At 68.9% G+C, this 21,722-nt stretch carries 21 protein-coding genes and 1 pseudogene; 9 read left to right on the top strand and 13 right to left on the bottom strand.

Annotated elements, in window-relative coordinates; genetic code table 11:
• Positions 1-12 precede the first annotated feature (12 nt).
• A complete protein-coding gene (locus ASF53_RS16050) occupies positions 13-2,346 on the bottom strand; it encodes an NADP-dependent malic enzyme (RefSeq protein WP_056200389.1) in 2,334 nt (777 codons plus the stop codon).
• A 75-nt stretch (positions 2,347-2,421) separates the two neighbouring features.
• On the opposite strand from ASF53_RS16050, the gene ASF53_RS16045 reads away from it, so the two are divergent.
• Both ASF53_RS16045 and ASF53_RS16040 read left to right on the top strand, forming a co-directional pair.
• Positions 2,422-3,048 (top strand): CatB-related O-acetyltransferase, encoded by a 627-nt coding sequence (locus ASF53_RS16045; protein WP_056200385.1) that lies wholly within the window; start codon positions 2,422-2,424, stop codon positions 3,046-3,048.
• Positions 3,049-3,081: 33 nt separating this feature from the next.
• Complete coding sequence (locus ASF53_RS16040) at positions 3,082-3,333, top strand: DUF3297 family protein (RefSeq protein WP_056200381.1); 252 nt, start codon at positions 3,082-3,084, stop codon at positions 3,331-3,333.
• Positions 3,334-3,585: 252 nt separating this feature from the next.
• Here the strand turns inward: ASF53_RS16040 and ctrA are convergent, their stop codons facing one another.
• Positions 3,586-4,287, bottom strand: coding sequence for a response regulator transcription factor CtrA (ctrA, locus tag ASF53_RS16035; RefSeq protein ID WP_003599593.1), 702 nt, complete (start codon positions 4,285-4,287; stop codon positions 3,586-3,588).
• Between the two features lie 438 nt (positions 4,288-4,725).
• Between ctrA and fliI the strand changes: the two genes are divergently transcribed.
• The 4 genes from fliI (at position 4,726) to ASF53_RS16015 (ending at position 8,674) form a co-directional block, all read left to right on the top strand.
• Positions 4,726-6,081, top strand: coding sequence for a flagellar protein export ATPase FliI (gene fliI / locus ASF53_RS16030; protein ID WP_056200378.1), 1,356 nt, complete (start codon positions 4,726-4,728; stop codon positions 6,079-6,081).
• A gap of 95 nt (positions 6,082-6,176) precedes the next feature.
• Positions 6,177-6,581, top strand: a complete 405-nt coding sequence (fliJ, locus tag ASF53_RS16025; RefSeq protein WP_003599595.1) for a flagellar export protein FliJ — start codon at positions 6,177-6,179, stop codon at positions 6,579-6,581.
• A 246-nt stretch (positions 6,582-6,827) separates the two neighbouring features.
• Positions 6,828-7,361 (top strand): hypothetical protein, encoded by a 534-nt coding sequence (locus ASF53_RS25845; protein WP_056200375.1) that lies wholly within the window; start codon positions 6,828-6,830, stop codon positions 7,359-7,361.
• Positions 7,362-7,621: 260 nt separating this feature from the next.
• Positions 7,622-8,674, top strand: coding sequence for a lysylphosphatidylglycerol synthase domain-containing protein (locus tag ASF53_RS16015; RefSeq protein WP_056200372.1), 1,053 nt, complete (start codon positions 7,622-7,624; stop codon positions 8,672-8,674).
• 174 nt (positions 8,675-8,848) lie between these two features.
• Here ASF53_RS16015 and ASF53_RS26445 read toward each other — a convergent pair whose 3' ends face one another.
• From ASF53_RS26445 to flhA, 3 genes and pseudogenes are all read right to left on the bottom strand, one after another.
• Positions 8,849-9,130: a hypothetical protein gene (locus ASF53_RS26445; RefSeq protein ID WP_210168538.1), complete on the bottom strand. Its 282-nt coding sequence runs from the start codon at positions 9,128-9,130 to the stop codon at positions 8,849-8,851.
• A gap of 67 nt (positions 9,131-9,197) precedes the next feature.
• Positions 9,198-9,380 (bottom strand): annotated as a pseudogene (locus tag ASF53_RS16010) (methyl-accepting chemotaxis protein); the annotation flags it as partial.
• A 64-nt stretch (positions 9,381-9,444) separates the two neighbouring features.
• Positions 9,445-11,592: a flagellar biosynthesis protein FlhA gene (gene flhA / locus ASF53_RS16005; protein ID WP_056200366.1), complete on the bottom strand. Its 2,148-nt coding sequence runs from the start codon at positions 11,590-11,592 to the stop codon at positions 9,445-9,447.
• 200 nt (positions 11,593-11,792) lie between these two features.
• On the opposite strand from flhA, the gene ASF53_RS16000 reads away from it, so the two are divergent.
• Both ASF53_RS16000 and ASF53_RS15995 read left to right on the top strand, forming a co-directional pair.
• Entirely contained in the window at positions 11,793-12,098 is a 306-nt protein-coding gene (locus ASF53_RS16000; RefSeq protein ID WP_056200363.1) for a hypothetical protein, read from the top strand.
• Positions 12,099-12,135: 37 nt separating this feature from the next.
• Complete coding sequence (locus tag ASF53_RS15995; RefSeq protein ID WP_056200360.1) at positions 12,136-12,852, top strand: hypothetical protein; 717 nt, start codon at positions 12,136-12,138, stop codon at positions 12,850-12,852.
• Between the two features lie 10 nt (positions 12,853-12,862).
• Here ASF53_RS15995 and ASF53_RS15990 read toward each other — a convergent pair whose 3' ends face one another.
• Together ASF53_RS15990 and ASF53_RS15985 are read right to left on the bottom strand one after the other, a co-directional pair.
• The gene (locus ASF53_RS15990) at positions 12,863-14,107 is read right to left on the bottom strand and encodes a KpsE/RkpR family capsule polysaccharide export protein (RefSeq protein WP_056200357.1); all 1,245 of its coding nucleotides are present in this window, start codon (positions 14,105-14,107) and stop codon (positions 12,863-12,865) included.
• Between the two features lie 152 nt (positions 14,108-14,259).
• Positions 14,260-14,913: an ABC transporter ATP-binding protein gene (locus ASF53_RS15985; RefSeq protein ID WP_056200354.1), complete on the bottom strand. Its 654-nt coding sequence runs from the start codon at positions 14,911-14,913 to the stop codon at positions 14,260-14,262.
• A gap of 324 nt (positions 14,914-15,237) precedes the next feature.
• Here ASF53_RS15985 and ASF53_RS15980 point away from each other — a divergent pair, with 324 nt between their 5' ends.
• On the top strand, positions 15,238-15,543 hold the full coding sequence (locus ASF53_RS15980) for a hypothetical protein (RefSeq protein ID WP_286134496.1): 306 nt from the start codon (positions 15,238-15,240) through the stop codon (positions 15,541-15,543).
• Here ASF53_RS15980 and ASF53_RS15975 read toward each other — a convergent pair.
• From ASF53_RS15975 to ASF53_RS15950, 6 genes are all read right to left on the bottom strand, one after another.
• The gene (locus tag ASF53_RS15975) at positions 15,530-17,851 is read right to left on the bottom strand and encodes a Tex family protein (RefSeq protein ID WP_056200350.1); all 2,322 of its coding nucleotides are present in this window, start codon (positions 17,849-17,851) and stop codon (positions 15,530-15,532) included. The two genes, ASF53_RS15980 and ASF53_RS15975, sit on opposite strands and share 14 nt — an antisense overlap.
• Positions 17,852-17,949: 98 nt before the next feature.
• A complete protein-coding gene (locus tag ASF53_RS15970) occupies positions 17,950-19,488 on the bottom strand; it encodes a hypothetical protein (protein ID WP_286134495.1) in 1,539 nt (512 codons plus the stop codon).
• A 2-nt stretch (positions 19,489-19,490) separates the two neighbouring features.
• Positions 19,491-20,093 (bottom strand): hypothetical protein, encoded by a 603-nt coding sequence (locus ASF53_RS15965; RefSeq protein WP_286134493.1) that lies wholly within the window; start codon positions 20,091-20,093, stop codon positions 19,491-19,493.
• Positions 20,081-20,344, bottom strand: coding sequence for a hypothetical protein (locus tag ASF53_RS15960; RefSeq protein WP_056200346.1), 264 nt, complete (start codon positions 20,342-20,344; stop codon positions 20,081-20,083). Before ASF53_RS15960 ends, ASF53_RS15965 begins: the two co-directional genes overlap by 13 nt.
• A 97-nt stretch (positions 20,345-20,441) precedes the next feature.
• A complete protein-coding gene (locus tag ASF53_RS15955) occupies positions 20,442-20,867 on the bottom strand; it encodes a hypothetical protein (RefSeq protein WP_056200342.1) in 426 nt (141 codons plus the stop codon).
• Positions 20,868-20,934: 67 nt separating this feature from the next.
• Positions 20,935-21,702: a hypothetical protein gene (locus ASF53_RS15950; protein ID WP_286134491.1), complete on the bottom strand. Its 768-nt coding sequence runs from the start codon at positions 21,700-21,702 to the stop codon at positions 20,935-20,937.
• Positions 21,703-21,722 lie beyond the last annotated feature (20 nt).

Below are 21,722 nucleotides of genomic sequence, written 5' to 3'. Positions count from 1 at the left end.
AGGCGCGCTGCGTTACTCCGACAGCGGCCCCGCACCGGGTTCGGCCTCCGGCGCAACCTGCAGCGGCACCGAGGCCTGCGCCTCCACCACCGCCGCGGCGGTGACGTTGACGATACCGCGCGCGGTGACGGAGGGCGTGAGGATGTGCGCCGGCTTGGCCGGGCCGATCAGCAGCGGACCGACCGGCAGCGCGTCGGCGAGCACCTTGGCGAACTGGAAGGCGATGTTGGCGGCATCCAGGTTCGGGAAGACGAGGATGTTGGCCGCGCCCTTCCAGTTCGAACTCGGCAGCACCCGGTCGCGGATGAGTTCGGACAGGGCCGAATCCGCCTGCATCTCGCCGTCCGCCTGAAGATCGGGCGCGCGCGCCTGGATCAGTTCGAGCGCACGCCGCATCTTCTTCGCGGAGGCGGAATCCGACTGGCCGAAATCGGAGTGGCTCAGGAGCGCGATCTTCGGCGTCAGACCGAAGCGGCCGACATGGTTCGCGCAGGCGATGGCGACGTCGGCGATCTCCTCCGCGCTCGGATCCTGGCGGACATGGGTGTCGGCGAGGAAGAAGGCGCCCTTCTTCGTCACGATCAGGCTCATGCCGGCGAAGTCGATCGAGTCGGGCGAGAGTCCGATCACGTCGCGGATCACCCGCAGGCGCGTCTCGAACCGGCCTTCCAAGCCGCAGATCAGCGCGTCCGCCTCGCCGCGGCGCACCGCGAGCGCCGCAATCACGGTGGAGTTGGTGCGCACCAGCGTCCGGGCGAGATCGGGGGTGATGCCGCGCCGGCCGGCGATTTCGAGATAGGTGGCGACATAATCCCGGTAGCGCGGATCGTCCTCGGGATCGATCAGGTCGAAATGTTCGCCGTGCTTGAGGTCGAGACCGAAGCGCTTGATGCGGGTCTCGATCACCCGCGGGCGACCGACCAGGATCGGCCGAGCGACACCGTCCTCGACCACGGCCTGTGCGGCGCGCAGCACGCGCTCGTCCTCGCCCTCGGCGTAGATGACGCGCTTCGGATCGCTCTTCGCCTTGGAGAAGAGTGGCTTCATGATGAAGCCGGAGCGGTGCACGAAGCGGTCGAGTGATTCCGCGTAGGCGTCGATGTTCTCCACCGGACGGCCGGCGACGCCCGAATCCATCGCTGCCTTGGCCACCGCGGGCGCGATGCGCACGATCAGGCGCGGATCGAACGGGCTCGGGATCAGCGAGCGCGGCCCGAACGGCCGGGCCTCGCCGCCATAGGCGCGGGCGACCACGTCGGACGGCGTCTCGCGGGCGAGCGCTGCGATCGCCTTCACGGCCGCCTTCTTCATCTCCTCGTTGATCTTGTGGGCGCCGACATCGAGCGCGCCCCGAAAGATGTAGGGGAAGCAGAGGACGTTGTTGACCTGGTTGGGGAAGTCCGAGCGCCCGGTGCAGATCATCGCGTCGGGCCGCGCCTGCTCGGCGAGATCCGGCATGATCTCGGGGTAGGGGTTGGCCAGCGCCATGATCAGCGGCTTCTCGGCCATCTTCTCGAGATACTCGGGCTTGAGCACGCCGCCCGCCGAGAGACCGATGAACACGTCGGCGCCGGGGATCACTTCAGCCAGGGTCCGCGCGTCGGTCTCCTGCGCGTAGACGTCCTTCCAGCGGTCCATCAGCTCGGCGCGGCCCTTGTAGACCACGCCCTTGATGTCGGTGACGGTGATGTTCTCACGCGTCGCGCCGAGCGAGACCAGGAGGTTGAGGCAGGCCAGAGCCGCCGCGCCGGCACCCGAGGTGACGATCTTGGCGTCCGAGAGCCGCTTGCCGGCGAGTTCGAGTGCGTTGAGGACGGCGGCCGCGACGATGATCGCCGTGCCGTGCTGGTCGTCGTGGAAGACCGGGATGTTCATCCGCTCCCGGCACCGCTCCTCGACCTCGAAGCATTCCGGGGCCTTGATGTCCTCAAGGTTGATGCCGCCGAAGGTCGGCTCCAGGGCGCAGACCACGTCCACCAGCTTGTCGACGTCCTTCTGGTCCACCTCGATGTCGAACACGTCGATGCCGGCGAACTTCTTGAACAGGACCGCCTTGCCCTCCATCACCGGCTTGGAGGCCAGCGGGCCGATATCGCCGAGGCCGAGCACGGCGGTGCCGTTCGAGAGCACGGCGACGAGGTTCTGGCGGATGGTGAGGGTGGCGGCCTCCTGCGGGTCGTCGTAGATCGCCATGCAGGCGGCGGCGACGCCGGGAGAGTAGGCAAGCGCCAGATCGCGCTGGTTGCCGAGCGGCTTGGTGGCCTGGATCTCGAGCTTTCCGGGTTTCGGCAGTCGGTGGTAGACGAGCGCCCCGGACTTCAGATCCTCGGACATATTGTCGGCCATGGCGATGCCGTCCTCTTCCGCTCGTTTTTGCGCGCCCGCACCCTCTTCTTGCGGGGGGCACTGTTGAGGCATCTGTTGCAACGGCTGAGGCGGGGGCGCAACCCGCACAACGAGACCCGGCTGCATCTGGAAAAGCTGGCCCAGCGCTGGAATTTCACAATTGGTGCATACTCTTACGGCCGGCCGAAGGTGCGCTTCCCCGAATCCGGCCGGCAGCTGACGATCGGCCGGTATTGTTCCATCGCGGATCGGGTCGAGATCCTGCTCGGCGGTGACCACCGGCTCGACTGGGTTTCGACCTATCCGTTCGCCGCGATGACCGGCCTCTGGCCGGGGGCGAACGCACCCCAGGATTATCACGCCTCGCGCGGCGACGTGATCATCGGCCACGATGTCTGGCTCGGATCGGGCTGCATGATTCTGTCGGGCATCACCGTCGGGCATGGCGCGGTGGTGGCAGCCCATGCCGTCGTCACGCGGGACGTGCCGCCCTACGCGGTCGTCGCCGGCAACCCGGCCCGGATCGTGCGCCGCCGCTTCGACGAGGCGACGACGGCCGCGCTCGTCGAGGCGGCGTGGTGGGATTTCCCGCATGAGACGGTGATGCGGTGGATCCCGCTCCTCCAGAGCGGACGGGTGGCGGAGCTGATCGAGGCGGTGCGGGCCGAGCGTGCCGTTGCGGGCGCGCCGCGATTGCCGTAACCGGCCGGCACGAATTCCAGGAACGCACGACCCATGTCCGAAACCCCTCCCGACCGTCTCTCGGTCAACCCGAACAGCCCCTTCTACGACGAGGCGGTTCTCACTCGCGGCGTCGGCATTCGCTTCAAGGGCGCCGAGAAGACCAATGTCGAGGAATACTGCGTCAGCGAAGGCTGGGTGCGGCTCTCGGCCGGCAAGGCGCTCGACCGGGCCGGCAACCCGATGACGGTCAAGCTCAAGGGCGCCGTCGAGCCGTATTTTCGCGAGGAGCCGGCCGAGGCCTGATTCGGCGGTTCGGTCCGGGTCGAGCGGGGATGAGGCGGAGGCGACGACGGGTCGTCGCCGTCCTCCTCGGCCTCGCGCCGCTGCCGGCTTTCGCCGAAGGGTTTTCCGTCCGCGAGCTCGGCACGCTCGCCTCCGGGGCGACCGCCGCGCTGGTCGGTCGCTTCTCGATGCGGGCCGAGACGGACCGGCTGACCCTGAAACGAAAGAACCCCGCCGGAGCGGGGTTCGTTGGCGAGGTCCCGGAGACGGGTCTCAGACCGCCATGCGGTCTTCACCCTCGACCGGTTCGCGCAGCACGTAGCCACGGCCCCACACGGTCTCGATGTAGTTCTTGCCGGCCGACGCGTTCGCCAGCTTCTTGCGCAGCTTACAGATGAACACGTCGATGATCTTCAGCTCCGGCTCGTCCATGCCGCCGTAGAGATGGTTGAGGAACATCTCCTTGGTGAGCGTGGTGCCCTTCCGCAGCGAGAGGAGTTCCAGCATCTGGTACTCCTTGCCGGTGAGGTGGACGCGCGAGCCCGAGACCTCGACGGTCTTCTGATCGAGGTTCACGATCAGGTCGCCGGTGGTGATGACCGACTGAGCGTGGCCCTTCGAGCGACGGACGATGGCGTGGATCCGCGCCACCAGTTCGTCCTTGTGGAAGGGTTTGGTGAGGTAGTCGTCGGCGCCGAAGCCGAGGCCCTTCACCTTGTCCTCGATGCCGGCCATGCCGGACAGGATGAGGATCGGGGTCTTCACCTTGGCGACGCGCAAGCTGCGCAGCACCTCGTAGCCCGACATGTCGGGCAAGTTCAGATCCAGAAGGATGATGTCGTAATCGTAGAGTTTGCCGAGATCGACACCCTCTTCACCAAGGTCAGTCGTGTAGGTGTTGAAGTTCTCGGACTTGAGCATCAATTCGATGCTCTGCGCCGTGGCGCTGTCGTCCTCGATCAGAAGTACGCGCATCGTGATCCCCACCGGACAGGCCGTTTCGGGGCGCTTGAGACAAGCTGCCGCCGGTCGTCCGCCGACGGCCCCGGCGGACGCTCCCTCATTCCCACTTTCGAAACGCTATTCCTTAACCGTTAACAAAACCCGAATCCCGCTTGCAAGCATTGTCTCTTTCGAGTCCCGGGGCGATTCTCTCGATCGTTGGCGATCTGTTCCCCGGCGCTGTGCGCGCGCCCGAATCGGGGGATGAGCCTCGCCCGCTAACCCCTTCTGTTGTCTCAGCTTGGCTCTCCTGTTGCAGAAACGTGACGGAGGCCATTCGTCTCCGATCCCATTCTCGCGAGCGGCGGCCTCGCCGTCCGGATCGGGGGCCGGGAGCCTTGGCGCGGGGTCCGGCGGTGTTAAGACATCGGCCGGTTCGGTGGCAGGACGCGGTTAACGGGGTCGGAGCACATGACGCAGGAGCGCGGCTCCGGGGGGCTGGCGGCGGCGCTCGCCGCACTCTCGACCGTCGAGACCCTGGAAACCTTCGGCCGGGTGACGGCGATCCGCGGCCTTCTGGTCGAGGTGGCCGGGCCGGTTTCCGCGATGCGGCTCGGCGGGCGCATCGATGTGATGGTGGAGGGCGCCGGGGTCGCGGCCGCGACGGTGCCCTGCGAAGTCATCGGCTTTGCCGGCGACCGGGCGCTCGCCATGCCGTTCGGCTCGCTGGAGGGGGTGCGCCGCGGCTGTCCGGCCCTGGTGCGCGACGAGGCGGCGGGCGCGATCCGCCCCTCCGCCGCTTGGCTCGGACGCACCGTCGATGCCCTCGGGCGCCCGATCGACGGCCTCGGCCCCCTCGCGCAGGGGCCCGCGATCTATCCCCTGCGGGCCGACCCGCCCCCCGCCCACGGACGACGGCGCGTCGGGCCGCCGCTCGATCTCGGGGTTCGCTGTATCAACACCTTTCTCACCATGTGCCGGGGACAGCGCATGGGCATCTTCGCCGGCTCCGGCGTCGGCAAGTCGGTGCTGCTCTCGATGCTGGCCCGCTACACTGCCGCCGACGTGGCGGTGATCGGCCTCGTCGGCGAGCGCGGGCGCGAGGTTCAGGAGTTTCTCCAGGACGACCTCGGCCCGGCGGGGCTCGCCCGCTCGGTCGTGGTGGTGGCGACCTCCGACGAGCCGGTGCTGATGCGCCGCAACGCCGCCTACGTGACGCTGGCAGTGGCCGAGTACTTTCGCGATCAGGGCGCGCAGGTCCTGTGCATGATCGATTCGATCACTCGCTTCGCCATGGCCCAGCGCGACATCGGACTCGCCGGCGGCGAGCCGCCGACCGCCAAGGGCTACACGCCCACCGTCTTCTCCGAATTGCCGCGCCTGCTCGAACGGGCGGGGCCGGGCGTGGGAGAGGGGGCGATCTCCGGCCTCTTCACCGTGCTGGTGGAGGGCGACGACCACAACGAGCCGGTGGCGGATGCGGTGCGCGGCATCCTCGACGGGCACATCGTCATGGAGCGGCGCATCGCCGAACAGGGGCGCTACCCGGCGATCAACGTGCTGCGCTCGGTCTCCCGGACCATGCCGCGGGCCTGCGACCCCGCCCATCTGCCCACCGTACGCCGGGCGCGAAAGGTGCTGGCGACCTACGCCGACATGGAGGAGCTGATCCGGCTCGGGGCCTACCGTGCCGGTTCGTCGCCGGAGGTGGATGAAGCGGTCGCTCTCATGCCCGATCTGACGGCTTTTCTGGGGCAGGGTAAGGAAGAAGCAACCTCCATCAGCGAGGGTTACGACCGGTTGGCCGCCATTGTCGGCGGTGCGTGAGGCGACTTCGAAGAGCGCGTCGGGGTAACGGTCCATGTGGATCGCCCGCGCCGATCGGGTCGCGTCCCGGCGTAGCGTGGAGTGGATGGCCCGACATGAAATCGCGTGACACGCTGATCCGGTTGCGTCGGTTCCAGGTGGATGAGAAGCGCCGCAGGGTGGCGCAGATCGAGATGATGATGGCCGACTTCAACCGCATGGCGGCCGAACTCGACCGGGAAGTCTCGCAGGAGGAGGCCCGTGCCGGGATCTCCGATCCGGCCCATTTCGCCTACCCGACCTATGCCCGCGCCGCCACCGGCCGCCGGGACAACATGCGCCAGTCGGCCGCCGCTCTGGAAGGCCAGCTTGCCGAGGCCAAGGCCGAACTCGGCGAGGCGTTCGAAGAACTGAAGAAGGTCGAGATCCTGGAGGATCGCGAGCGCTCCGCCGAGCGCGCGGCCGAAGCCGCCCGCGAACAGGCCGAGATGGACGCGATCGGGCTTCGGGCGCGCGCCTGAGGGCTGAGATCGTCGGCTGAATTGTCGAGCGCGCCGGCCGCACGAGGCCGGCGACGCAAGCGAGATCACGGCTTCCTGCCGGCACCCCATCGGAACCGCACGCCGCGACCCGGCCCGGCAGCCCGGCTGAGTGCCTGTGCCGGCCTGACGGCGACCGGGGGAACCGCGAATAGGAAACGAAGTTTTTACCTATGTAGTCGGCAGCGAACCACTTAGTGGCGCGCTCCGCTCTCTCATAGGTGCGACATGCTGCAGTTTGGAACCAAGGTCCTGCTCGCGGCGTGTGTCGCCGGTTTTATCCCCTCGACTGCATTTGCGCAGCGCGTGATCTCGCTGGATGGAAGCGGGCCTCAGGTGACCGCGTCGGATGTGGGCGGCGCCCCATCGGATGTGACGGCAGGAAACGTCATCGCCCCGGACGGCATCGCCTATCGGGCCGAGACGTTCGGGCCGACGCCCGCATCGCGTGTCGGGGTGGCCCAGAACCTCGTGACTCCGAACGGCGCGGCGCCCGTCCCGAATGTGAATGACTGCACCTTCATTCGCGACCCGATCGCCCTGCGCGACTGCATCAATCTCTATGAGGGGCAGCGTTTGGGGCCGGGGCCCCGGACCGACGCGCTTCGCCCAGGCCCGATCACCAACGAGGCTCTCATCGACGCGGCCGGACCCATTCCGGGTTCGGGCAAGGGCAGATCCGGCAATCGCGAGCGGGTGAATCCCACGGATCTGAGAGGGCCCAGCGCGACCTATATCGATCAGGTCACGCCGTCGCGGTAGGGTAGGGGCCAAGCCGGTCCGCGCTTGCCTCCAGGATTGTATCCGCGCGTTCGTCGCGTTTCATTTCCTGGCGCACGAGCCGCACGGAAAAGCGGTGTGCGCGAGACCGGCTGAATCCACCAGAGCCGCATGTTTCGGCATGAAACCGTCATGATCTGACGGCAAGAGCCGGCCCCATCGAGACGGTTGCCCAGTCCCGCTTGCGATGCGCGCGGTCGTGGCGCAGGAGAGACCGCTCCCGAGAGAGGCGGCGGACATCCATGAAAAAAGTCAGTGAAGTCTTCTGGGGGCTGATCGGGCTCACCGCGGTGGCGGTGTCCTGCTACCTGCTCTGGGGGCAGTTGAAGACCCTGTCCTGGGCGAGCATCGAGGCGGCGTTCGCCGCCATCCCGCTCCACCACTTCCTGTTCGCGGCCCTCTCCACCCTCGTCGCCTACGCCGCGCTGGCTTGGTACGACCGGATCGCGCTGCTGCATCTGGGCGTGCGCCACATCTCGTGGCTGTTCGTTTCGCTGTGCTCGTTCACGACCTACGCGCTCTCGCACAATATCGGCGCCTCGGTCTTCTCCGGCGCCCTGGTGCGCTACCGGGCCTATACCTCGAAGGGCCTTTCGGCAGCGCAGGTCGCGGTGCTGGTGGCGCTCTGCTCCTTCACCTTCGGCCTCGGCACGATCCTCCTCGGCGGCTTCGTTCTGGTCTACGATCCGGGCCTGCTCGCGCGGCTCGACAACCTGCTGCCCGCGGTGCTGACCAATCCCGCGACCTCGCGTCTGGTCGGCTTCGGCCTGCTTGGTTTCGTCGCGCTCTACGTCCTCGGCTCGGTGCTGCGCTTTCGCCCGCTGACGATCCGCAATTTCAAGATCGAGTATCCGCGGCCTGGCATCATGGTGCGCCAGCTCATCGCGGCGCCGCTGGAGCTGCTGGGTGCGGCCGGCATCATCTACTTCGCCCTGCCGGATGCCCTGAATCCCGGTTTCATCGCGGTGCTCGGCATCTTCCTCGCCTCGTTCTCCGTCGCGCTCGCCTCGCACGCACCGGGCGGCCTCGGCGTGTTCGAACTCGTGTTCTTCACCGCCATGCAGCTCCAGACCGATGCCGAGAAGGCGCCGGTTCTCGCCGCGGTGCTGATCTTCCGCCTGTTCTACCTGATCATCCCGTTCGCCGTGGCGATCGTCGTGGTGCTGCTGTTCGAGCGCTCCCGCCTCACGAACGCGCTGGGCAAGGACGGCAAGGCCGCGCCTGAGCCGCCGCTCGTCTCGCCGGGCCTCGACAACCACGTGATCGAGCGGCGGCTCGAGAAGAAGGCGGTCTGATCCACCATCGTCGACACTCCTGCCGGCGGCCGCTCTCGCGAGCGCGCCGCCGGTTGCGTTTCGGACCACGCGCCCTCAGTTCCGCGTCCATTTCGTCGCAGTGACGGCGGGTTCATCGATCCTTACCTGACACCGCTGCCGTGGATGAATGGGACGCGCAGGGTTGCGAGCCTTTCAGGAACGGTTAAGCTTCGACGGAATGGGGAGCCGCTCTGGCTCCTGGATGGACATCATGGCTTCGATCAAAATTCGGGTCGCCGAAGACGGCACCTGTTCGATCTGCCGGGACGGCACGATCATCAGCAGCGGGCTCACGCGTTCCCAGGCCGACCAAATGGTCGCCGTCCTGCGCGCGATCGAGGGACACGCCTGACCGGCGGCTGACGCCAGCGCCGAGCCGTTGAGCTGACTCCCGGCGACGCCGTCCCTTCGAAAGAACAACACCCGCAGAATCAAGAGCCGAGCCGACCCGTTGAGGTCGGCTCGGCTCTTTTCGTACGGCCGTCCGCGATCGGGCCGGGCCTCAGGCGGCGTGCACCGTCGCCGGAAAGCCTCGGATTTCGGCCCGCAGGTGATCGGATTGCTGAGACAGCTCCGCGGCGGCACCGAGCACCTGTGCGGAGGCCGCCCCGGTCTCCTCCGAGGCGCGGGCGACACCGGTGATGGTGTGCTTGGCCTCGGGGGTGCTGGTCACAGCTTGGGCCATGCCGGATCGCTCACAAACCTCTCGTCGCGCTGTCATCGCCCGCGTGAGAGCGGGCGTTACGCCCTCACACCGATCCGACCGTCCGCAGCCGCGCGCGGGAATGAATCTCCGCCTGGCTCATCACCGGGGTCTCGCGGCGGAAGCGCTCGATGATCGAGCGCACGAACGGCCGGGCCTGCACGGAGGTGACGAGCACCGGCATCTCGCCCATGCGGGCCGCCTGCTCGAAGCGGTCGCGCACTGTGTTGACGAACTCGGTGAGCTTCGAGGGCTGCATCGCGAGGTAGCGCTCCTCGCGCTCGCCGACGATCGATTCGAGGAAGGCCTGCTCCCAGGCCGGCGACAGGGTGATGATCGGCAGCGTTCCGTCTGGGCCCTGGTACTGCGCGCAGATCTGGCGGCCGAGCCGGGCGCGGACATGCTCGACGATGTCGCGCGGATTCTTCACGTGGCCGGCGACTTCGGCGATGCCCTCGACGATGGAGCCGAGGTCGCGCACCGAGACCCGTTCGGTGAGCAGCAGTTGCAGCACCCGCTGGATGCCGGTGGTGGCGATCTGCGAGGGCACCACTTCCTTGAGGAGTTCGGTGTGCTCCTTGGGCAGTTCGCGCAGCAGCTTCTGCACCTCGACGTGGTTCAGGAGTTCCGAGACGTGGGCCTTGATCAGTTCGGTCAGGTGCGTCGAGATCACGGTGGCCGCATCGACCACGGTGTAGCCTTTGAGCTGGGCCTGATCGCGCAAGCCGGCATCGACCCAGGTCGCGGGGAGGCCGAAGGTCGGCTCCAGCAGGTGTTGGCCGGGGAGCTGCACCTGGCCGCCCATCGGGTCCATCGCCATGAACTGGCCGGGGAAGACCTGGCCCGTGCCGGCCTCGATCTCCTTCACCCGCACCACGTAGGTATTGGCCTCCAGGCTCACATTGTCGAGGATGCGCACCGAGGGCATGACGATGCCGAGTTCCGCCGCGAGCTGGCGGCGCAGGGCCTTGATCTGGTCGGTGAGCCGGTCCTGACCCTCGCCGTTGACGAGGGCGAGGAGCGCGTAGCCCATTTCCAGCTTGAGGTCGTCGAGCTTCAGGAGGTCGGTGACGGTTTCCTCGGCCGGTGCCCCGCTGCCGCCGGGAGCGCCGGCGCCGGGTGTGCCCTCGGCCGCCTCGGGCGGGGTCTCGCGCTGCGTCTTGGCGATGCGCCACGCCGCGTAGCCGGAGGCGCCGCCGAGGGCGAGGAAGGGCAGCATCGGCATGCCGGGCAGCAGCGCGATCAGGATCATGACGCCGGCCGACATGCCGAGCGCTTTGGGATAGTTCGCCATCTGCTTGCCGAGCGCCTTGTCGGCGGCGCCCTTCACGCCGGCCTTCGAGACGAGGATGCCGGCCGCGGTCGAGACGATCAGCGCCGGCACCTGAGAGGCCAGCCCGTCGCCGATGGTGAGCAGGGTGTAGGTCTTGGCGGCCTCGGCAAAGCCCAGCCCCTGCTGGGCGACGCCGATGATGATGCCGCCGACCACGTTGATGCCGGTGATGAGGAGCGCGGCCACCGCGTCGCCGCGCACGAATTTCGACGCGCCGTCCATGGCGCCGAAGAACGAGGATTCCTCCTCCAACGCCGAGCGGCGGGCCTTGGCCACCTTCTCGTCGATCAGCCCGGCCGAGAGGTCGGCGTCGATCGCCATCTGCTTGCCGGGCATGGCGTCGAGGGTGAAGCGCGCGGCCACCTCGGCGATGCGGCCCGAGCCCTTGGTGATGACGACGAAGTTCACGATGATCAGAATCGCGAACACGATGATCCCGATCACGAAGTTGCCGCCCATCACGAAGTGCCCGAAGGCCTCGATGACGTGGCCCGCCGCCGCCGTGCCCTCGTGGCCATGGCCGAGGATCAGCCGGGTCGAGGCGAGGTTGAGCGCGAGCCGCAGCAAGGTCGCAACCAGCAGCAGCGTCGGGAAGACGGTGAATTCGAGCGGGTTGTCGATGAACAGCCCGGTCATCATGATCAACACCGAGAGGATGATCGAGACCGCGAGCAACATGTCGAGCAGGAAGGCCGGCAGCGGGAAGATCAGCACCACGAGGATGCCCATCACCGCAGTGGCGAAGAAAAGGTCCGAGCGCTTTGAGAGCGCCTGGAAGCTCGCCCGGTTCGGCATGCGCAGGGACGACAGGGCACCAAGCCCGCCTGCTCCCGCTGGAACGGCCCTGGCCGTTTCGCTCATCGCGCCGAATCCCCGAAGTCGAATCGCGCGGGCCACCCGCAGGACCGCACCCGGCAGGATTTGCCGGGTACAGGGTTAGCGATGCGTTAACGCCGGCCCCGACAACGCCCGCCTCGGGACGGAACCTCGGCCGGTGACGGGGCTTGGTCAGGCAACCGGCCCGGCGAACGGCCGAGCCCCTGCGGACGAGCCTGTGAGCCATGCGCGCCCTTCCCCTTCTCCTCCTCGCCATGCTGGCATCGACGGCGGTCCGTGCCGCGCCGGAGCCCATGGCGCCCGCCGTGACACCGGCGGAGAAGGCGCATGGGGCCGTGGGCGGGCGGCTCGAGCCGGGCGCCAACAGCTTCACCGCCGCGCAGGTGCGCGCGCGGTTCGCCGAGATGGGCTTTGCCGACGTCGCCGACCTGAAGCTCGACGGGCAGGGCATCTGGCGCGGGCGGGCCGAGCATGCGGGCCGCACGCTGAACGTCGGCATGGATTTCCGGGGCAACGTCGCCGCCGAGTGACGGCTGGCCGACCCCACAGCAGATGAGAGGAACGACCATGGCAGCACGCGCCGTCACCGCCCTGTTCGACAACCAGGACGCCGCCGCCCGCGTCATCGATCGCATCGAGGCGGCGGGCGTGCCGCAATCCGATATCGGCATCGTCTCGCTGAACGGCGGGGATCGAGCGGCCGGTGCCTTGGCCGGTGGGGCCGCGGGCGAGCCGGCGGCGCCGGGCCATGGCTCGGCAAGCGAGCATGAGAGTTCGGCGGCCGAAGGGGCGGGAGCGGGTGCGACGGTCGGCACCGTCCTCGGCGGCGGCGCGGGCTTGCTCGCGAGCCTTGGGCTGCTCGCGATCCCCGGCGCCGGACCGGTGATCGCGGCGGGCTGGCTCGTCGCAGCCCTGTCGGGGGCCGGGGTGGGAGCGGCCGCGGGCGGCCTGATCGGCGCCTTGACCGGCGCGGGCCTGAGCGGCGCCGATGCCGAGACTTATGCCGAGGGCATTCGGCGCGGCGGCACCGTGGTCACCGTGCGGGCGGAGGGGGAGGTCGCCGACCGCGTCATCGCCCTGATGCAGCGCGGCGGCGCGGTCGATCTCGACGAGCGCGCCGAGGGCTGGCGGGCGCAGGGCTGGACCGGCGGCACCGCGGGTGAGCCGCGCGCGACCGCAACGCCCTCGCCGGTGCCCGATCCCGCTCTCGCGCCCGAGCCGGGTACGCCGGCCGATCCCACCGCCTCGCCGCCGACCCGCCGTCCGCCCGGCGAGATCGCCTGAGTCCGCAGGTTTAGCTGTAGAGATACTTCCGGATCAGGACGCTGAAGCCGAACACCGCCATGGCCACGAGCGCGACGATGCTCGTGATCAGGTGTTTGCGCGGCTCGATCGCCGATGTCGGCACGACCGGATTGACCACGGGCGTGAAGAACTCGATTTGCCGGTTGGCGACGATGCGGGCCTGCTCGCTCGCGGCCAACACCTTGTTGTGATAGAGGAGCGCGTTCTTGCGCTCGTTCTCCAGCCCCTCGAATTCCGTCATCGCCTCCGACAGCAGGCGCCGCTGATCGGGGTCGGTGCTGGTCATCTGCCGCTCGATCTTCTCGATGTTGTCATCGAGATCTTGGATCTGCGCCTTCAAATCCTGGATCGGACGCCGCTCCGGCGCGAGATCGCGCAGGCTCTGGTTGAGCTGCACCGAAAGGTCGATGCGCTTCTTGCGCAGTTCCGCGATGACCAACAGGTTGTTCTTGTTGGCCGATTGCGCGTCGAGAATGCCGGCACGGTTGCGCAGGTCGCGCATGGCGCGCTGGACGGTGAGCAGGCGCTCCTCGGCGTTCTTGAGTTCGCGGCTGCTCTCGGCCAGCGCGGCGTTGCGCGCCTTGAGGCTGAGTTCGTTCACCATGCGCTCGCTCTCGTCGAGAAGCGCGCGGGTCAGCGTGTAGGATTCCTGCGGATCGAAGGCGGCGACCTTCAGGCTGATGATGCCGCCATTGGAATCGACCGAGGTCGTCACGCGCTTGTGCCAGTAGCGCATGAACCGCTCGATCGGCTCGTCGGCGTCGAAGCGCGAGAAGAAGTCGATGCCGTCCCGCGAGAACATCTCGCGGAGCGGCATCTGCCGCTCCATGGTCTCGATCATCTGCCGGCTGGCGATGTAGCTCGTCGTGATCAGCGTGTCCTGGGCGATCATCTGCTTGGACAGGGAGCTGTTGTTGCCCGTGTCTTCGCTCTGGACCTTATCGACGTTGCCGAGCGCCGGGCGCAGGGCAAAGCGTGCCTCGGTGATGTAGCGGTCCGAGGCGATGAGGTAGAAATAGCCGGCGGTGACCAGCGTCGGCAGCAGGAACAGGAGCACGAAGAAGACGGGGATCCAGGGATCGCGCCGGATATGCGTCTGATAGGCGCGAATGCCCTTCTTGTGGTCGGATTGGCGCGCGATGCGGGCGAACCGCTTGAGCGATTCCGTGACGGCCGTCGAACGGTCGGCGGTGGTCAGCGGTGCGCTGCTCGGACTGCTGATCTCGGTGCTCATGGTCTTCGGTGCTCGCACGCCTCGCACGGTCAGCCGCGCCGCATCATGGGCGGCGACGGATCGCACGCCCGTAGCTCTGGCCCGCCCTCGCGGCGAAAGCGTGTCCGAGCCTCGATAAGCCGGAGGCCGCCATCGTGCGGCCCGGCGCCCCTTTAGCTGTTCAGGCGCCGGTAGGCCGTAATCGCCTCATCGACGTCGTCGTAGACCACCGCTTGCCCGTTGATCAGGATCAGCGCCTGACTGCAATACTCGCGGATCTGCTCCATGGTGTGGGAGATCAGGATCACGTCCGCGGTCTCGCGCCGCTTGTTGAATACCTCGGCGCAGCGCTTCTGGAAGCGCGCATCACCCACCGAGAGCGTTTCGTCGATGAGGTAGGTGTCGAAGGGAATCGCCATGCTCATCCCGAAGGCGAGCCGCGAGCCCATACCGGACGAATAAGTGCTGACCGGCATGTTGAGGTAGCTGCCGAGTTCGGAAAAATCCTCGACGAATTCGAGCACGCGCCGCGGATCCTCCCCGTAGATCCGGGCGACGAAGATGACGTTGTCTCTGCCCGACATCTTGTAGTTAAAGCCGCCTGCGAAGCCCAGCGGCCAGGAGACGCGAAGACCCCGGGAGATGCGGCCCCGGGTCGGTTCCTCGACGCCGGCAATGAGCTTCATGGTGGTCGATTTGCCGGCACCGTTGATCCCCATGATGCCGTAGCTGATGCCGGGCTTCAGAGTGAAGTTCACCCGGTCGAGGATAGTGCGCCGCCGACCATAGGTGGAATAGACCTTGGTGACGTTCTCGAAGCGGATCACGGTTCGGTAGGCTCCATCGGTGAACGATGCGGGCCGGACACCGACGCACCGGAAGCGCCCGCCGTACGAGCGCCGCCTCGCCAGCGAACGTCGGCGCGGCACAGCGGGCGGGTGAGACCCGCGCCTTGTGCCGCGCAGGAAACCGAAAAAAGCGGCGAATCTGGGGACGGCCTGCACGAGGGGCTGCCCGCCCGCTTCGCTTCACCGCATCCAAGCCGCCCCTCGCCTTCCCAGACGATCCGGCTCGATCCCATGCCAGCATCTTAGGTTGATATTTTCTCTCATATAATTTCTTTGAGGTTTGTTTTGGCGATGGAGCAGGCCTTGAATCCCGATCTCATCGAGACATGCGAAGAGGCCCTGGCACTGGTGGATGCGGATCTGATCACGATCCAGGACTATGTCGTGCTGTGCCGGTTCAAGAGCTGGAATCCGACCGGGCAGACGCCCGCCCTCACGCTCACGGGGCAGGCCCTGTCGGCTGGTCGGGATGCGCGTTCCCAGCGTGAGGCGGCCGACGCGCTGCGGCAGCCGGCTCAACGGTCGGCGACGGTCCCGGAGGTCCCGCGCCGTGAAACGCCGGCCCCCGACCGTGGGCAGATCGTGCGCTTGTCCCTCAGGAACGCTTAGGCGACGAGACGCCGGCACGCCGGAGCGCGTCGGCCAGCGCCCCATCCTGCGGCGGGGCTGCGGGCGCGGGGCGCCGGGGCTGCGCCTCGGGGCGGGGGGCGTTTCCGCGCGGCGGCGAGGCTGTCGTGCCCTCGATCGGATCGTCGAGCCGCATCGACAGCGCGATGCGCTTGCGCGGCGCATCGACCGACAAAACCAGCACACGCACCACGTCGCCGGTCTTCACCACCTCGGAGGGCGAGGCGATGCGCTTGCGGGCCATCGCCGAGATGTGGACGAGCCCGTCCTGATGCACGCCGATATCGACGAAGGCGCCGAAGGCCGCGACGTTGGTGACGACGCCCTCCAACTGCATTCCCGGCTTGAGGTCGCCGATCGTCTCGACGCCCTCTTGGAAGCTCGCCGTCTTGAAGGCCGGGCGCGGGTCGCGGCCGGGCTTTTCCAGCTCGGCGATGATGTCGCGTACGGTCGGCACGCCGAAGCGTTCGTCGGCGAAGGCGGCGGGCGAAAGCGGGCGCAGGGCCGCTTCATTGCCGATCAGCACGCGGATGTCGCTCTTCGTCGCCTCCAGGATGCGCCGCACCACGGGATAGGCCTCGGGGTGGACGCCGGAACGGTCGAGCGGATCCTCGCCATCGGGGATGCGCAGGAAGCCCGCTGCCAGCTCGAAGGTCTTGGCGCCGAGGCCCGGCACCTTCTTCAACCCGGCGCGGGTGCGGAACGGGCCGTTGGCGTCGCGATGGGCCACGATCTTGTCCGCCACCGACGCGCCGAGGCCCGAGACCTGGGCGAGTAGGGGGCCGGAGGCAGTGTTCACATCGACGCCGACCGCGTTCACCGCGTCCTCGACCACCGCTTGGAGCGAGCGCGACAGCTTCTGCTCGGTGACATCGTGCTGATACTGGCCGACGCCGATGGATTTCGGGTCGATCTTCACCAGTTCCGCCAGCGGGTCCTGCAGGCGCCGGGCGATGGAGACGGCGCCGCGATGCGACACGTCGAGATCGGGCAATTCACGAGTCGCGATGGCCGAGGCCGAATAAACTGAAGCGCCGGCCTCCGACACCGTGACCTTGGCCATCTTCAAATCGGGGTTGGCGGCCAGGATCTCGGTGGCGAGCCGGTCGGTCTCGCGCGAGGCGGTGCCGTTGCCGATGGCGATCAGTTCGACGCCGTGCCCGCGGCAGAGCCGGGAGAGCGAGGCCACCGCCTCCTTCCAGCGCCGCTGCGGCTCGTGCGGATAGGTGGTCTCGACGGCCACGACCTTGCCGGTGCGGTCGACCACCGCCGCCTTCACGCCGTTGCGGTAGCCGGGATCGAGCCCGAGTGTCGCCCGCCCGCCCGCGGGGGCGGCGAGCAGGAGATCCTTGAGGTTGCCGGCGAACACCTTCACCGCCGCCTCCTCCGCCCGCTCGAACAGGCGCGCGCGCAGATCGGCCTTGATGCCGGTGCGGATCTTGGTGCGCCAGGCGATGCGAACGGTGTCGAGCAGCCACGCATCCGCCGGCCGGCCCCGCGCGGAGACGCCGAACCGGCGGCAGACGGCGAGTTCGAACGGCCCCGGCACGCCGGGTGCGGAATCCTCGCCCTCGGCGGCGAAAGCGAGGTCGAGCACCTCCTCCTTCTCGCCGCGGAACACCGCCAGCACCCGGTGCGAGGGCATGCGCTCCAGGCGCTCGCGCCAATCGAAGTAGTCGGAGAATTTCTGGCCCGTCGTCTCCTTGCCCTTGCGCACCTTCGCCACTGCCTCGCCGCCGCGCCAAAAATCCTCGCGCAGCCGGCCGATCAGGTCGGCATCCTCGGCAAAGCGCTCGATCAGGATCGCGCGGGCGCCCTCCAAGGCGGCCTCGGCGGTCTCGATGCCCTTGGCCGCGTCCACGAAGCCTTGCGCCGCTCGCTCCGGCGCGGTCTCCGGCCGGGTGAGCAGCGTCTCGGCCAACGGCGCGAGCCCGGCCTCGCGGGCGGTCTGGGCCTTGCTGCGGCGCTTCGGCCGGAACGGCAGGTAGATGTCCTCCAGCCGCGCCTTGGTGTCGGCGGCGGCGATGGCGGCGGCGAGTTCCGGCGTCAGCTTGCCCTGGGCGCGGATGCTCTCGGTGACGCTGGCACGCCGGTCGCGCAGCTCGCGCAGGTAGCCCAGCCGCTCTTCCAGGGTGCGGAGCTGGGCGTCGTCCAGCGAGCCCGTCGCCTCCTTGCGGTAGCGGGCGATGAACGGGACGGTGTAGCCGCCGTCGAGCAGGTCCACGGCGGCCGCCACCTGCCCCTCGCGCGCACCGAGTTCCTCGGCGATCAGCAGGTTCACGCTCTTCACGGGATCGGGCCTCGGTCGCGGTGGCAGGGAAGGTCGCGCGGCCGTCCTTCTGCGATCGGGCGAGGCGGCGCAAGCGTCTGGCGCCTCCCGAGCGCGGCTCAGTCGTTCGAGGAGAACACGCTGTCGCCGACAAAGATCATGTCGCGATCGGCCTCGGGCGGCTCCTTCTGCGAGCTGTAGGCGAAGAACAGGCGCCGGCTGCGTCCGTCCGCACCGGTCAGGGTGAGGGTGTGATGGTCGAGGCGGTACTGGCCGCCCTCGGGGGCGCGGCGCCGGCCGAGCGACGTGCCGACGCCGATGCTCGCCCCGGAATTGACGGCGCCGACCGAGCCGCCGCGCCCGTAGCGTCCGTCCGCCTTGAAGTCGTAGCGGCTCTCCACCGCGATCGTGACGTCGCCGCCCATGGCGCTGTTGCCGCCGCCCGACAGGCGCCGGTAGGAGCGCGCGACGCTCTCGCCCGCAGCGGCCGGAAAGGCCCGGAAGAAACTGCCGTCGCCGAGTTTGTAGTCGTTCGAGGCGCCCCGCGAATCCGTCAGCACGAAGCTGCCGCCCGCGCGTTTCCAGTGTCCGAAGCTCCGGGGCCGGGCCGTCCGCTCGGCGGCGAGGTCGACGTCTTCGAGCGCCGTGTCGCCGATCTCGTAATAGGTGCCGTCGCGCAGGAAGATCAGCGGCTCGAAATCGATGGTCATCATGCCGCCGACGCCGAAACCGGTGGTGGAGCGGAAATACACGCCCTCGACCGCATCCCAGTTGGCGGCGTGGCGCGGCGGGCCCGAGGCGTCCGGCGCCGCTCCGGGGGCGGGCGGCTGGGCCGGCCGGGGATCGGCGGCGGGTGGGGCCGCGTCCGTCGAAGCCATCGGCGGGGAGGGCCGGGCGACTGCCCGTCCCTGCGCCTGACCTTTCGCCACCAGCCCGGCCTCGGTCAGCGCCAGAGCCTGCAGCTTGGTGGCGGGGATGAACGCGTCCGGGAGGGTGGCGAGGAAGCGGGGCAGCACGCCGAGCTGTCGGGCTGCTTTCCAGCCCGCATGGTGGAGCACCGCGCGCAGCTTGACCTGTTCGGCGAAGGCGGCCCGGCTCGCGGGCTGCGACAGCGGCGGCTTGGCCGCCATCGGCATCACGAACCGGCGGCGGATCGCCTGGAGCGCCGCCGGGCTCGGCTCTGCGGTGGCGTCGTTGGCGACCATCCATTGCAGGACGATGAAAGCGGTGAGCACGTCGCCGGCATCCGCCGGATCGAGCCCGGTGCCATCGAGGAAGCCGCGGAAAATCCCGTTGTAATCGTGTTTGGCGAGTTCCCGCCCGGCCTCGGCCGCCGCAATCGGGTTCGTCGTGCGCAAGCTGCGCAGGTGCCGCTCTACCGTCGCCCGGCGCAGGTCGGGATTGGAGGCGAAGGGCAAGCGCTGGTTTGCCTCGCCGGGCTCGGAGTTCGGCGATGTTCGGGTAGTCTCGCGGAGTGGCCCGCTATCGATTTCGGGCCCGCCCGCCTGAGCGTGCTGCAGGATGCCGGTCCCGAGATCCTGTGCGGCGGCGGGGACCGCCAGCAGCGGGGCCGCGATGAGGCATATTCCTGCCCTGAACCGGAACACCGGCCGCTGCGGTGGTTGGGGGGCGCCGAGATCTGGGTGGCGGAAGGGCATGGTTAGTCTCGTATCCGCTTCGGCCCGCAGGCGGAGAGGGGCAGCCGGGCGAGGAGGAAGACCCGGTTCTGCGCATCCGGCGGCACGAAGCGGCCCTTCGTCCGGCACGCGGCGTCCGGGCTGAAGCCGGGCTCGGCGACCGCCGGCTGGGCAATGCGCGAATCCGCGTCGTCGTTGACGATCCGCAGCCGGCCGTCGGGCAGGAGATCGACGGCGAAATCACCCGCGCAGCTCGCGCTGCGTCCGCAACGGCGGATGCGCCCGCCGCTCTCGGGGCAGCCGACCGTGCCCTCGGCCTGTCCGCCGTCGGTGAATGCGATGCGCAGCGTCAGATCGAGTTCGGGGTCGATCCGGTCGGCCAGGGGCCGTGTCGCGATCAGGCCGCGGGACGAGCCGGAGAGGTGGATCGCGGTCACGACCTGCCCCGGATGGCGGGCGATGTGATCCGCGTCGTAGTGGCGGCCGTAGCAGGCGCCGGCCAGGGGGAAAGCGCGCTCGGCGACGAAGCCGGTCCCCTCGGCCCGGGCGCCGCCCGCGAGGAGGGGAAACGCGGCGAGAACCGCCAGGAGGCGGGCAAGGCCTAGCCGCCGCCTCACGACAGCCACGCGCTCGCCAGCGCCCGCAGGCCGATGCCGAGCCAGATCAGGCCCGTCAGCAGCATGAAGGGCAGGGCCAAGATGACCAGCCAGCCCATCATCATCAGCGCATAGAGCAGGCCGCCGATATCGATGCCGGCGACGAGGCAGGGATGCGCGCTCGCCTCGTCCACCCGGCAGCCGGTGAGGTGAACCAGCGCGAAGCCGAGCGCGAACAGCAGGGCCGGCGTCCAGACGAGGGCGGTCACGACGAGCATCATGCGCCGGTTTCCCCCTGGACGATGCGGTCTTTGCCGGTCCATTTTGCACCCCCTGATGGTCCGCTTAGAGGGAGTCGGGGCTGTCGGTGCGCGCGGCTCATAGCGTGAAACTCGCGACCCAGACCCGCCGCCAGCCAAGTTCGGCCGGTGCGACGACGACCTTCACCGCCCGCCGTCCTCCGATCATCCTCTCGCCGCCGGCGCTTCCCTCCGGCGGTGCCGCGATCCAGCCGTCGAACGACGTGCTCAGCAAACCGAGCCCCGGATCGGCGCCGGCTTCGAGACCCTCCGGCACGAGGTGGGCGGCGAAGGCGGCGGCCTCCGCCTCCGGCGCGTCGAGGCGCAGCAGGACCAGCCGGTCGATGCCCGCCTCGGTATAGGTTCGCAGGTCGCGGCGGCCGGGCGGGAGCGGCGTTTCGAGAAAGGCCTCGACGGCCGCGGGCGTCATCGTCGTCGGCGGGAAGGAGCAGGCCGCGAGCGCCGGCCCGGCGGCGAGGGCGACGAGGAGGGCGCGCCGGATCATGTCTCGCTCCGCCGCGCCCGGGCGGCGAAGGGCTTCCCGCGCGTGTTCCGCCATCGCTTGCGCCCCCTCACGATTCGCGCCGGTAGACGCCGCGGAAGCTGACGTTCAGGCCGCCGCAGGCGAGGTTGTCCTCCACCACGAGCCAGGGGCCGAAGCGGCGCAGCCAGACCTTGCACGTGGTTTCGTCACCCTTCTCGACAGGCAGGGTGCCTTTATCGCCCATGGCGAAGCTGGCGCTGTCGCCCTTCGGCGTGACCGTGCCGGACATCTCGCCGAGATGGACGCTGCCGCGCGCCACTTGCTCCGGGCTGCCCGCGCCCCAAGTCGCGTCACCCGCGATCGAGAGCGTGCCGGGCTTATTCCCCCGCTTCACCTGAATGCGGCCTTCCGCCTGGGTCCAGATGCCGAGCCAGTCGTCGAGCGTGACCGGGGCCGGCGGCTCGGCCGCCACGGCATCGGCCGGGATCCAGCCGGTCCGGGCCAGATCGCCCTTCGCGCCGCGGTAGCTGGCGCAGAGATAACCGCCGCGGCGCTCGCCCAGGATCACGGGATCGCCGGTCACCAGATAGGCCCGCTCGCGGCATTCCGCGCTGGCGTCGGGGCAGCCCCGTTTCTCCAGCCCGTCCTTGACGAAGGCGGTCCGGCCCGTCGCGGTGATCCGCCCGAAGCCGAGGGCCGGCCCTTCGGAGAGCGAGGGCGTGCGCCGGCACTCGTTCTTCGCGGACGCCTCGCGATCCTGCGCCCATGCGGTGCCTGGGGCGGCCGCAAGGATTGCCAGCAGGATCAGGCCGCGTGACCGAAGACCCGGCCGGGGGATCGAATGGGCGTGGTTCACGGAAGCGCTCTCGGTCTGAA

Origin of the sequence: Methylobacterium sp. Leaf123 (assembly GCF_001423405.1) — a bacterium.
GTDB lineage: Bacteria > Pseudomonadota > Alphaproteobacteria > Rhizobiales > Beijerinckiaceae > Methylobacterium.
Note: the sequence above shows the minus strand (reverse complement) of the source record. Positions and strands in the feature narration are given on the sequence as shown.